This is a genomic window from Wolbachia endosymbiont (group A) of Epagoge grotiana (assembly GCF_947251775.1).
GTDB lineage: Bacteria > Pseudomonadota > Alphaproteobacteria > Rickettsiales > Anaplasmataceae > Wolbachia > Wolbachia pipientis.
In genome coordinates, this window is record NZ_OX366387.1 from 317345 (window position 1) to 330035 (window position 12691).

A 12691-nucleotide genomic window follows, 5' to 3' on the forward strand; every position below is an offset into this window, starting at 1 on the left:
AGGTGAAAAATATGCTAACAGCTAACAACCAAGGAAAATTAAAGGGAAAGGTGAAGATACCGGCAAATATTCCAGCAGGTACTAAATTAGTACAGTTTTATGGTGATAAAGGAAGCTATGGAGAAGCAACTTATACTGGTAAAAAAACAATTACCATAGAAGAAAGAAGAAGAGTTATTGCAGCAAGAAGAATTGATCCTTTAGCACAAACATTTACTTTAAATGAGAGTAGGCACATAGGAGGTCTAGACTTATGGTTTATAAATAGCGGCAAAAAACGTGTTGTTGTGCAGATTAGAGAAACAGCAGTGGGAATGCCATCGCAGACTGTCATTGCTGAAAGCTATATTGAGCCAAAAGATATAAAGATAGATGGCACAGCAACACGTATTACTTGGTTACCAGTGTTTTGCCATGCAGGACAAGAGTATGCAATAGTTCTACTCACTGATGATGCAGATACTGCAGTAAAAATAGCAGAGCTTGGCAAATATGATGCAGTAAATAGCCGTTGGGTAACAAGTCAGCCATATCAAGTAGGAGTATTACTTTCATCTAGCAACGCAAGTACTTGGACACCACATCAAAATTTAGATCTAACTTTTAGGCTTTTAGCAGCGAAGTTTACTGAAAATTCTCACGTTATTGATCTTGGTAAAGTTACTGCAAACAATACTTCAGATTTAATTGTTTTGATGAACGTCGAAAAAGTAGCATTTGATACCAATGTGGAATTTATCTTAACAAATGAAGAGGGAAAAGAGAACTTTTTGTCTGATAATTTGCCGCTCGCGCTGCGTGAAAGATTATCTGGAGAGCTAACAGTAAAGGCAAATTTAAAAGGGTCAAAAGAAAAAAGTCCAGTGCTATATCCTGGGTTACAGCTAGTTATGGGTAATATAGGGGAAAAAGGAGATTATGTTACAAGAAGTATTACAGCAGGAGCTAACACTAAAATCACCATAACGTATGATGCGCTAATACCTGGCACTGCAGATGTAAAAGCATATGTGCAGAAAAGCGTCGAAGAATGGCAGCTAGTAAATTTAACCTCGGGAAAACCAATAGGGGAAAATTGGGTAGAGAGAACTCATGTACTAACAAACTTTAATGGCAATGAAACAAGAGTAAAATTAGTTTTAAGTGGAACGGTTGTCTATCGTCCTAAAGTCAAAAATCTACGAATCATTATCACTTAGCAGAATGTCAGATGATAAAACAAGCAGAGGGTATCCACTGCCTCATCCAGAGAATATTGCAGTGGAAGATGTAGTACGTATTCGAAGAGCTATAGAAAAAATAGATGAAGATATGAGTGAGAGAGAAAATGAACTTAAAAGTAATTTTGAACGATTTAGATTTGAAACTTTTTTGAATTTTTGGGAATGAAAGAAGCGATATACCAAAGGATAAAGGATTTAGCAGTAATTAGCACACCTGATCAACTGGCATATCTTGCAAAATCTCTGGAATTGATAGCAGATAAAAAAGCTATTGCCAACGTTGTGCAAATGACTGAAGTAAAAGAAATAATTGATGCACTACAGAGAAGGCTTAAGGATTTAGCAGCAAACAGTACGCCAGATCAACTAGCATATCTTGCTAAAGCACTGGAATCAATAATCGGTAAAAGTTCAGTTTCTGAAATTGTACAGATGACAGATGGTAAGTTAAATGAACTTTTAAGCGCTGCAAGGACGCACTTAAGCGACATAAACAGCAATAAGGAAAATTCAATATCTGCAATAACTGAAGCGAAAACAGATTCTGTCAATGCAATTAACAAGCTTAGGGATAATTCCTTAAACACTTTAAAAGCATCATCAGATTCACACATATCGCTACTTGATACGAGAAAGAATGCCAATATTGCAGCAATAAATAGCATTAGTAACAGTCATAAAGATGGTCTTAAAGGTTTAGTAGAGATTGACCTTACCCAGAAAAAGTAGACAGGTAGTTAAGACGTTTTTTTCATGAAAATGATGAATCAAATTTTTCAGGAATGCAATAGTTAATAGTAGAATGTCTACGCTGTTTATTATAAAAAATTTCTATATATTCAAATATTGCGGTTTTAGCTTGTTGTGCAGAGTGTTGTGAAGTATCAATGAGTAACTCTCTCTTAAGTGAACTAAAAAAGCTCTCTGAAACAGCATTATCATAACAACAACCTTTGTGACTCATACTAGAAGTAATATTTTTTGTACTTAGTAAAAATTGATAATTTTTAGAGGTGTATTGCGATCCTTGATCGCTATGAAATAGTAGATTTTTAACGGGTTTGCGCCTATCAACAGCCATCAATAAAGCATCTATAACTAATTGCTTATTTATTGAATTACTCATTGACCAACCAACTACCATGCGTGAATATAAATCTATTATTGCTGTCAAATATAGCCATCCTTCGTTGGTGTTTATGTGTGTAATATCAGTTACCCATATCTTGTTTGGCTGATCAGTGGTGAAATTCTGATCCAATATGTTAGGAGTTATAACTCTATTGTCTGTTTGAAGTTTCTTAGTCTTAAACCTTCGTCTAAGTTGGGCTTGAATGCCATTTTCCTGCATAACATTTTGCACTGTTTTGATGTTATAATTTTTACCTAAAACCTTTAATTCAGCGTGGATTTTGGGAGCTCCGTATCTGCATTGTGACGCTTGATATATCTTTTGAATATCTTTTATGAGCTCTTCTCTTGTTGATTTTTTATTACTTTTTTCCTTAGAAATCCATTTATAATAACCACAAGCAGATACGTTCAAAAACCTGCATAGCTCTCTTATTTTACAGCAGTTTTCATGCTCTTTTATAAAAGAATATTTTACTCTTTTTGGTTTGCAAAATATCCCAGGGCTTTTTTTAAAATGTCTCTTTCCCTCGTTACTCTTGCCAGCTCTTTCTTTAAATCAAACTTTTCTTTGTCACAATGAGCTACTTTCCCTTTTCCTGGAAACGCATCTACTCCAGACATTCTATCATTGTATGTTTTTACCCATCTGCTTAATGAATCACTGCTAATACCCAAATCTCTTGCTATTTTTGCTGATGATTGACCTGTTTCTTTTACTAGTCTTATAGCTTCAATTTTGAATTCTGCTGTATATTCTTTTCTTTTTGTCATACCACACCTCTTTGAAAAAACGTTTTATTTTACTTCAAAAACGTCTTAACTTTCTGTCTACTTTTTATGGGTAAGGTCAATTTACTTAAAAATGCAGTATTTGAAGCTGGAATGAATCTAGGGTCAGTAATGTTACCTACTTTAAATTATGTAGCTGGAAGTTTGAAAACAATAACAGAGCGTATAGCTTCTTTTGCAGAAAAACATCCAACTTTAACTACGGCAATCATGAGTACTTTAGCAGCTTTGATAAGTTTAAAAATTGCAGCAGTAGGACTAGGATACGGATTTACATTGCTAGGAAGTACGATTTTTGGTCTGAAAGCAAACCTACTTGGAGTATTTTCATTTTTATCAGCTACAGTTTTTCCTGCAGTAGTAACAGGACTAAGAGCAATAACGTTTGCTGTAATGAGTAACCCGATTGGACTTTTAGTAGCAAGTCTTGTCACTGGTGCAGCTCTTGTTATCACTAACTGGCAAAAAGTGAAAGACTTTTTCTCTAGCTTTTGGAAATCACTCATTAAACCTATAGGAGAAACCTTTTCATGGATGGGAAATACAGTTAGTAGCATATTTGCTGAGAATAGCCCGATTAGAAAATTTGAAAATAATAGAAATTCTGTTAATAAGCTTTCTAAAAATAGTATTTTCAGTAATGGAAACCCATTGACAAATAATAGTGCTATTAAACAATTTTCAGAAAATAGCAAAAGCAATTTTGAAAGTTTTAAAGTTAAAAGTGTTATAGAAGAAAAAAGAGCTATGGAGCAAGAAGAAGTTGAGAAAGCATTCAAGAAAAGTAGATGTGAAAATAGGGAATCGAAAGTATATAACCAAGCATTCTATCAAACGTTTAATATCAATATTAAGTCTGAAGATGTGCGCAGCGTTGCTGATGCAGTAATAGAAAGATTTAGAGAACAAGCACGTGGAGCACTTTTTGATATAGTTGAAGAGTTGCATTAATGTTGTTTGGAAAATGTAAGCTTGAACCAACAAGCCTAAGATACAGTAAAGAAGAAAGGTGGTATACAATTGAATGTATTGAAAAAACGTCGCTACAAAACATTGGTTCAGGAATTGAATGTATTGATTTAACAGGAGTGATTTATTCACGTTATCAGAGTAATGGCTTAGAACAGCTAAAAAATATACGTAACACTCAAGAACCACACGTTCTAGTTGATAATTCAGGAAGTGTATTTGGAAATTTTGTCATTACTAATGTAGAAGAAAAGCAGATATTATTTTTTCCTGATGGAAAACCGAGAAAAGTTGAGTTTATTTTGAAGTTAAAAAGTTACAGTAAGTGATTTATTATTACACGAAAGAAAACGAAATGTTGGATTACATTTGCTGGAAACATTATGGATACAGTAGTGGAGCAGTGGAGGAAGTATTGCTTGAAAATCCAGGCCTTGCAGAATACGCAAGCTTTTTGCCCGCTGGATTAAGAATTAAGCTTCCTAAAATCCAGAAAATATCGAAAGAATCTGTCATAAATATTTTAGATGAATGACGCCAGACTTTGATATAGTAGCAAAAAATAACCCAGTAACAGAGGTTTTAAAAAAGAGTTTAATATTATTACGTGTTACTGATGGATCCGGTACTACAAGTGACGAAGCTGAGATATATATTAGTTATAACTCTAGCGCTTTAGAACTTAAGGGTAATTTACAAATTTTTCTCGGATACAAAGAAACAGGTTTATTGCCTATGGGAGTATATAAGGCAAATCAAATTACAATACAAAGTCCACCGCAAACTTTAAGAATAAAATGTGATGCTGCAAGTTTAAGAGGATCATTAAAGGAAAGAAAATCAAAGGAATGGAAGGACATTACCTTAGGAGATTTAATTAAAGAAATAGCACAAAAGCATGGGTATGAAGGTAAAGTCGCTGAAAGATTTGAAAATATATTTATACCACATATCATTCAAGCAGATGAAAGCGACATGAGTTTTTTGGAAGGGTTAGGGAAAAAATATGATGCACTAGTAAAACCAGCAGGAGGATATATAATTTTTATTCCAAAGGGAGAAGCAAGATCAGCAACTGGAAAGATGTTAGGCACAACAGTACTTACACCTAAAGATGTTATAAATTGGGAGGTAAATTTTAATGTGCGTAACAAATATGGATCTGTTATTGCAAAATGGCACAGTTATGAAAAGGGAGAAACTATAGAAGAGAAAGTGGGAAATGAGGGTCCAAGTTATACCCTGCAAACGCTTTACTCTACCGCAGAATCAGCAATTAGTGCAGCAGCAGCTAAGTTAAGACAACTAAAACGTAGTACATCAAACTTAAATGTAACTGTTCCTGGTAATCCAGAATTATTTGCAGAAGCTAAGATCAGCCTTTCAGGATTTTGTCAGGAAATTGAAGGTGAATGGATAATTAGCAAGGCAGAACATATTCTCAATAATAGGGGATATCAAACTATAGTAGAGGCAACAGTGAGCAAAGCTGTTTAAGTGAAACTTAAGCAAATGATTATTTAATTCTAGATGGGTATAATTATTGCAGTACTACATGAGCAGAAATGTAAGAAGGCTTTTTCATAAAAATTCAATTATACGTCAAGGAGAATTTGATGGATTAATTTTTCTTATAGTGCTAACGGTGTGTATTGTGGTTATATATTTTTCCTTGTTTAAAAAAGGAGATGAGAGTTACAGCGCCACATTAGAAATCGCAGCTAAGAACTGTGACTTGGAAACTGTGAAATCCTTGATAAAAGATAATATAAGTATTGGTGAAAAATCATTACGTTATGTTGCAGGAGAAGGATGTTTAGAAATCGTAAGGTTTTTAGTAGAAGATGGTATTGATATTAATGCTACTAATAAATTTAAATGGACAGCGCTACATTCTGCTGCAGATCAAGGCTATTTAGAAATCGTTGAGTTTCTATTAGAAAAAGGAGCGAATCCTAACATAAAGGATAGCAATGGAAAAAGCCCTAGAAGAATAGCTGTAATGGCATCAAGGCACAACAAAGATAAACCTTACAGAGAAATAATAAAGCTACTTGCAGAAGCAGAGGATCGATACAAATCAATAGAAAGAAATCACTAAAGCTGTAAGTTTTCTATAATCTGTATATAAACTTCTAAAACTATCTATAACAAGTTAATATTTTCACATGAAAAAGCAAAAAATCCCAATCACAGTAATAGTAACGATGGTAATACAGACCATAGCAACAATTTGGTGGCTCGCTAAGCTTGATTTAAAAGTACAAATTCATGATCAATTTATAGAACGAAATCACGAACTAATGGAAACAGTTTATCGACTTGAAGAGAGAGTGAAAAACCTCACTGAAGAAGTCAATGAACTTGAAGCTATTCACAAACACAAATAAGAACTAAATTTTCAGTGACAAAGTACATTTTATCTGTAGATGGAGGTGGCATTAGAGGGATAATACCTGCCATTATTCTAGCAGAAATTGAATCTAGGACAAAAAAGCCAATTTCCCAGATTTTTGATTTAATGGCAGGAACCTCAACCGGTGGGATTATTGTTGCTGGACTTTGTAAAAGCAATAAACTTCAATACTCTGCCAATGATTTGGTTGAACTTTACCAAGAGTATGGAGCATATATCTTTCAATCATCATTTTGGAGAAAATCAATTGCTTCTTGGCTGAGTGGTTCTCAGTACTCATATAGAAATATGGAATTTATTCTCAACAAATACTTTGGTGAAAGTACTATGGCCGATGTTGCGAGTAATCTACTACTCACCAGTTATGACATTCACAATAGTTGTGAATTTTTCTTCAAAAGTTGGAAAGAAGAAAACATTAAGTTAAAAGATGCACTCAGAGCTACAACAGCTGCTCCAACGTACTTCACACCAAAACGTCTGAAAATTAGCCAAACAGAGAGAGTGTTGATAAATGGCGGAGTGTTTGCCAATAATCCAGCGGCTTGTGCATATGCAAGTGGTAAAAGGTTATTTCCAAATGATGAGATTATACTGCTATCAATAGGTACTGGTGGAACAAATAGAAGTATAAAGTATGCTAACTCAAGGAGATTTGGCAAAATAGGGTGGATCAAGCCACTACTGAATGTGATGTTTGCTTCTGGATTGGATTGCGTTGATTATCAACTAGAACAAGTAATAGATGATAAATACATAAGAATACAATCGCAATTGAAAGTAGCATCGACTGAGATGGACAATATTACACTCAAAAATATCAAATCTCTTCAGCAAGAGGCAAATGCAATGATAAAGGACAACCAGAAATTAATAGATAAACTTTGCGATTTCATATCTTAATTTATACCAAGCAAAATTCAACTGAGCCAAAAAAGTTGGTTAGCAAATTCTACTGGTTAAATCATTAACTAACTTTACTTATATCTTAAACACATTCAATTTTCACACTCACCCAACTCATCAGCAGTTAGGCCACTTGCTCGCACAATAATATCAATAGCAACACCTTCCTTAACTAGATCTTTTGCAATCTTGATTTTCTCTGCTTTTTTAACCTTTTCTTTACCAGTTTGCATTCCTTCAGATAAAGATCTGGCTACCGTATCCAGTAATTCTTGATCCTCAATTTTTTCGCATTTACCTATAAACCGCAAAACTGGCTCATTTTCATATTCTGTTAGTCCAAGAGCTTTAATGTTAACTGATAATGTCTTTGCTATCTTATATAATATTTCAATTGGAATGTCTGTATATCCTCGTTCATAGTCGTGTATTTCTTTAGGTGTTGAACCGATTTTATTTGCCAAGTCCTCCTGAGTGTATTCCCGTATTAATCTCTGCTCTTTTATCCTTTTCCCCACTTTGTAGAGTATAGAATCAGTACAAATTTCTTTCTCTATATCATCATATTCATAAGTAGATAAGCGAGTCACTTGGGAAATAATATCAACTGAAACTCCTTCTTTCACTAGATTCTTTGCTACTTCTATTTTCGCTTCTTCTTGGCTAATTTTCTCGCTAATATATACAAACCTTACTAATGGATACAGCTTCTTGCGTAATTCCTGATCCTTAATTTCTCTATGTATTTTTGTTAGATAGACTATTTCTTTATCCTCATCTTCATACCAACTGTTTTCTCTTAGTACTGTTGGTACTGGAAGTAGATCTATAACATTAACTGATAATGCTCCTGCTATTATATACGATTCTTTGATTGTAATAGCCTTGCACCCTAGTTCAAAGTTATGTATTTCCTTATATGTTAAACCAATTTTGCTTGCTAATTTTGCCTGAGTATACCCTTGTACTATCCTACAACCTTCTATTTTTTTCCCCAGCTCGTAGCTCAATATGCTCTGAATTATCATAGATAAATCCTCTAAAAGCTGTTTTTCCTACAGAAGCAAACATATATTCTATCACAAAAAAATCCACTATTGGCTAAGTTTTTATGAAATCACAAAAATTCCTCAATCATATAATTTGATAAGCCTGTCGTTTGCAAGATAATATCAACAGAAATTCCTTCTTTCACTAAATTCCTTGCAACTTCAATCTTCTTTTCCTCTCTGACCTTTTCTCTACAAACATGTATACCTTCAAATAAAGACTTGATTAGCATATCGCGTAATTCCCGACTCTCAATCTTTTTGTATTCTTCTATCAACTTTGATAGCTTTTCTTCCGCTTCACTATCCTCATCTGATTCGGGAAGTAGATCTATGATACTGATTGATAATACCTTTGCTATTTCATCTAACATTTCAAGTGAGACAGCAGCTCTCCCTTGTTCATACTCGTATATTCCTTGATTTGTTATGCCAACTTTATTCGCTAAATCTTTTTGTGTATATCCTCGTATCAATCTCCACTCTTTTATCCTTTGCCCTACTTTGTATGGAATGGGAATTTTGTTCTCCTCACACTCACCAATAGATAAGTTAGTTGTTCGAGAGATAACATGAGCAGAAACTCCTACTTTCATCAAACCCCTTGCTACTTCTATTTTTACCGCTTTTCTGCTTCTTTCCTCACTCAAACGAATAAATTTGGTTAATAAATAAAATACCTCGCTTAATTCTTTATCTTTATAACCCTTTACTAAATTTAATATTTCTTCATCTTCAAAATATCTTTTTTCATTTGGTAGCGTCTCTCCACAAACTAGACCTTTAACATTTACTGATAATGCTTCTGCTATAGCATATAATTTCTTAATTGGAATTTTACGACTCCCTTTTTCATATTGCAGTATTGCCCAGTACTTTACACCAACCTTCTCCGCTAAATCCTTCTGAGTATACCCTCTCTCTAACCTCCAATTTTTTACTTTTTGCCCTACCTCACAGTCTAGACTTTTTTCCATACAAAGAACCATACATATAATATTTTCTACTATAGCTCAAAGGCTCCAGATATAATGGTAGACTCTGGAACCTTAAAATAAATGAATTAAAGCCCCCTAAAAGTTTCTTTACTATTTTCACGTACTTTATCTACCCATGAAGACAATTTTTCACTTGGGCTATCAACCTCCTTCATAAGCTGCTTGCTATTCCATATGCCACATCTCATAAAACTTCCCTTTTCTACTGCTTCTTTAAGTTTTACTCCAGCAAAAAGACAATTTTTTCCTATTTCTTCGCCTCTTTCTTGTAATTTAGACCACATTTCCTTATTTTCTACTCTGACTTGTACTTGATCATATTTTTTTACATCGTGGTACAATATAATATCTAGCTTACCAATGCTTGTAGGAAATTCTAATATAATAGAGCTTCCATCTGACATATCGATATAGTTTCTTATACCTCCCTTCTCACTTTTAACCTCAACTGCATCATTGCCAATTTTTAAAATATTACTTCCTAACTCTCTCAGTATTTTGGCTACCTCTACCTTGCTATCCCCAGAAAATTCTATATACGATGTTGTATTATCTATTTCAACATCTATTAATTCTCCTTCTTGCACAGCACTTTCTCCAGCTTTCTCTAGTTCTTCTAGTCTCTCATCTATCTGTGGCTGAACTTCTGGTTGTAGCTCATTATAGATTTCACCTATCAATTTATTCTCCAATAAAGTATCATGAAACTCTGCACCGTTTAGCATTAGTTTACGTATTAGCTTTTTACGATCAGCCTTATCAAATTTATGAAAATGTGTACCCAATATCACATACTCAGCAAAGCTCCATTCCCCATCATTACATGCATTTAGCCTTTCTCCAGATGCTAATACTTGGTCTATGGCTTTATGCAATTCATTTACGCTTTTTGCCTCTACTACAGAACTCTTAAACCAGCTTAACTTTTCACTTTCGCTTGCACTTGGCTTTATTTTTTTCAAAGCTGAAGTAAATGGATTTAAATATTCTGCTTGATCGTTTAAAGGTTTTGTACCATATATATAATCAAGCCCTTTTCCATAGTTGATTTGAACGTCTCTATTAGAGGAGGGCACTTCTCCAGGTTTTTTAGCCTTATTAATTTTGCCTACAAAGGTGGATTGCTCCTTAGTACGACCAATTCCTATAATCGCATTTGATATTTCACCCTTTGATAATCTATCAAGATCAACATTTAATTCGTAAACACCTCCTTCTTGATCATCAAAAGGTACAATTATTTTATTAACCATATTAGCCTCCGCTATTAAATATACTTTACTAAGTCTACAACCGACTTTATTACTTTATTATTAACTTAATATATACTTTTTCATTAATTATAAGCAATAATTAATGCATTTACAAATACTTTCTTCATTCAAGTAGTTAAACAGCTCATGAAAATCTTCAAACATCTCCTTTATAACAGTCCTTGCTCTTTAAAGCTAAAATACCCAACACTTGTGATGATAATATGATCCAGTAACCTAATCCCTATAGTCTGACAAGCTTTAGCCAAGTCTTTAGTTACAGCTTCATCCTCATCAGATGGCTTTAACCTTCCTTCTGGGTGGTTATGCGATATTATTATTGACGTCGCTTTTCTTATTAATGCCTTTCTTGTTACTTCTCTTATGTAAAAAGGTACCTTATCTACTGTACCAGTAAACACTTCTTCCCCCTTTAAACGGCACTTTTGATCAAAATATATTATTTTCATCTTTTCCTCCTCTGAATAGCCAATACTCACCCTTAAATATTTTACTATGGTTTCCAAGTTATCCATTACAGGTCCTTTCTTTAACTCTTCTCTTGGTACTCTCTTTGAAGCTTCCTTTAGGCATAAAATTACTGCTACTGTAGAGTCAGTTATCCCTTCTATAGTTTTCAAGTCATCTATTTCCTGGCCTAAAACTCCTCCTATTCCAAAACTATCTATTAGCTTTCTAGCAATAATTCGAGCTTCTTCCCTGTCATGCACTGCACTTAGAAACGTTTCTATTACTTCACGATCAAGTAGTGCTTTACCGTTGCTTTCTAATGCTCTGAATTCTATTTCTTCTCTACGATCTTTCTTATTATTCATAAAAATTACCCTTCACTAATAACAAAATGTTTTTATATATTTACTGCTGTTTTTTTGTCAGCATTGGCATAGAGCCATAGCTTTCGAGTGAAGTCAAATCAATTTTTCAATCTTTTTTACTTATTTTTTCATCAAAAAGTAAAAATGTTAATAGATACTGATTTTTTTATTTTAAATTTGTTGAATTTCGTCTAAAGAGATGCCCACTGTTTTTAAAATAATATTGATAGAAATTCCTTCCTTAACTAAGTTCTTTGCAATTTTTATCTTTTCTATTTTCTTTACTTTCTCTTTGCAAACTTGTATGATTTCAAGCAGAGACTTTATTAGTACATAACGTAGTTCTTGGCTTTTAATCTTTTTGTATTCTTCTATTAACCTTGATAGCTCTGCTTCACTATTCTCATTTTCTGTTGTTTCTGGAAGCAGATCTGTAATATTAATTAGTAGTACCTTTGCTATTTCATCTAACATTTCAAGTGAAACAGCAGCTCGTCCTTGTTCATATTCATATATTCTTTGATTTATTATACCCACTTTACTTGCTAAATCTTCCTGAGTGTATCCTCTTCTCAACCTCCATTCTTTTATTCTTTGACCTACTTTATACGGAATGGAAATTTTTTTCTCATCATTATCATATTCATCAATAGATAAACTGGTCGTTTGAGAGATAACATGAGCAGAAACTCCTTCCTTAACTAAACCCTTTGCCACCTCTACTTTTACTGCCTTTCCACTCTCTTCCTCACTAATACAGATGAATTTAGTTAATAAATAAAACGTTTCGCGTAATTCTTGATCCTTAATCTCTTTATGTCTTCTTACTAGATTTACTATCTCTTCTCCCTCATACCTTTGCTTATTTGATACTTCTTGTCCGCAAGCTAGATCTCTAGCAGTTGTTGATAATGCTTCTGCTAATTCATATAACTTCTTAATTGAAATTCTGCGTGTTCCTTTTTCATATTGCAGTATTACCTGATATGTTGTTCCGATTTTTCCCGCTAAATCTTTTTGAGTATATCCTTTTGCTAACCTACAACTTCTTACTTTCTGTCCTAGTTTGTAATCTAAAGATTCAAGGTCGCTAGCGGTCATTCTTTTTCGTAACCTGC

14 protein-coding genes and 2 pseudogenes are annotated in these 12691 nt (G+C 33.7%); 10 read left to right on the plus strand and 6 right to left on the minus strand.

Going from position 1 to position 12691, the window contains the following annotated elements; all coding sequences use genetic code 11:
* Positions 1-11: 11 nt before the first annotated feature.
* The 3 genes and pseudogenes from OPR50_RS01605 to OPR50_RS01615 form a co-directional block, all read left to right on the plus strand.
* Positions 12-1199, plus strand: coding sequence for a hypothetical protein (locus tag OPR50_RS01605; protein ID WP_264376220.1), 1188 nt, complete (start codon positions 12-14; stop codon positions 1197-1199).
* 4 nt (positions 1200-1203) lie between these two features.
* On the plus strand, positions 1204-1389 hold the full coding sequence (locus tag OPR50_RS01610; protein WP_214303306.1) for a hypothetical protein: 186 nt from the start codon (positions 1204-1206) through the stop codon (positions 1387-1389).
* A pseudogene (locus tag OPR50_RS01615) lies at positions 1386-1925 on the plus strand (hypothetical protein); the annotation flags it as partial. The gene OPR50_RS01610 and the pseudogene OPR50_RS01615, both read left to right, overlap by 4 nt.
* Before the next feature lie 49 nt (positions 1926-1974).
* On the opposite strand, the pseudogene OPR50_RS01620 reads toward OPR50_RS01615, so the two are convergent.
* A pseudogene (locus OPR50_RS01620) lies at positions 1975-3128 on the minus strand (IS3 family transposase).
* Between the two features lie 66 nt (positions 3129-3194).
* Here OPR50_RS01620 and OPR50_RS01630 point away from each other — a divergent pair.
* The 7 genes from OPR50_RS01630 (at position 3195) to OPR50_RS01660 (ending at position 7434) form a co-directional block, all read left to right on the plus strand.
* The gene (locus tag OPR50_RS01630) at positions 3195-4097 is read left to right on the plus strand and encodes a phage tail tape measure protein (protein WP_264376221.1); all 903 of its coding nucleotides are present in this window, start codon (positions 3195-3197) and stop codon (positions 4095-4097) included.
* Complete coding sequence (locus tag OPR50_RS01635; protein ID WP_214303300.1) at positions 4097-4444, plus strand: phage tail protein; 348 nt, start codon at positions 4097-4099, stop codon at positions 4442-4444. Before OPR50_RS01630 ends, OPR50_RS01635 begins: the two co-directional genes overlap by 1 nt.
* A gap of 26 nt (positions 4445-4470) precedes the next feature.
* On the plus strand, positions 4471-4650 hold the full coding sequence (locus OPR50_RS01640) for a tail protein X (protein ID WP_214303299.1): 180 nt from the start codon (positions 4471-4473) through the stop codon (positions 4648-4650).
* On the plus strand, positions 4647-5612 hold the full coding sequence (locus tag OPR50_RS01645) for a phage late control D family protein (protein WP_264339203.1): 966 nt from the start codon (positions 4647-4649) through the stop codon (positions 5610-5612). The genes OPR50_RS01640 and OPR50_RS01645 overlap by 4 nt, the downstream gene beginning before the upstream one ends.
* 58 nt (positions 5613-5670) lie before the next feature.
* On the plus strand, positions 5671-6216 hold the full coding sequence (locus OPR50_RS01650) for an ankyrin repeat domain-containing protein (RefSeq protein WP_214303457.1): 546 nt from the start codon (positions 5671-5673) through the stop codon (positions 6214-6216).
* 67 nt (positions 6217-6283) lie between these two features.
* Entirely contained in the window at positions 6284-6505 is a 222-nt protein-coding gene (locus OPR50_RS01655; protein ID WP_214303297.1) for a hypothetical protein, read from the plus strand.
* A gap of 14 nt (positions 6506-6519) precedes the next feature.
* On the plus strand, positions 6520-7434 hold the full coding sequence (locus OPR50_RS01660; protein ID WP_265024160.1) for a patatin-like phospholipase family protein: 915 nt from the start codon (positions 6520-6522) through the stop codon (positions 7432-7434).
* A gap of 95 nt (positions 7435-7529) precedes the next feature.
* Here the strand turns inward: OPR50_RS01660 and wmk (OPR50_RS01665) are convergent, their stop codons facing one another.
* The 5 genes from wmk (OPR50_RS01665) to wmk (OPR50_RS01685) form a co-directional block, all read right to left on the minus strand.
* On the minus strand, positions 7530-8465 hold the full coding sequence (gene wmk, locus OPR50_RS01665) for a WO male-killing family protein Wmk (RefSeq protein WP_264685731.1): 936 nt from the start codon (positions 8463-8465) through the stop codon (positions 7530-7532).
* 89 nt (positions 8466-8554) lie between these two features.
* The gene (gene wmk, locus OPR50_RS01670) at positions 8555-9463 is read right to left on the minus strand and encodes a WO male-killing family protein Wmk (protein ID WP_264374906.1); all 909 of its coding nucleotides are present in this window, start codon (positions 9461-9463) and stop codon (positions 8555-8557) included.
* An 86-nt stretch (positions 9464-9549) separates the two neighbouring features.
* Entirely contained in the window at positions 9550-10737 is a 1188-nt protein-coding gene (locus OPR50_RS01675; protein WP_264376223.1) for a hypothetical protein, read from the minus strand.
* Between the two features lie 170 nt (positions 10738-10907).
* Positions 10908-11573 (minus strand): JAB domain-containing protein, encoded by a 666-nt coding sequence (locus tag OPR50_RS01680; protein ID WP_264376224.1) that lies wholly within the window; start codon positions 11571-11573, stop codon positions 10908-10910.
* A 171-nt stretch (positions 11574-11744) separates the two neighbouring features.
* Complete coding sequence (gene wmk / locus OPR50_RS01685; protein ID WP_264377138.1) at positions 11745-12674, minus strand: WO male-killing family protein Wmk; 930 nt, start codon at positions 12672-12674, stop codon at positions 11745-11747.
* Positions 12675-12691: the final 17 nt, after the last annotated feature.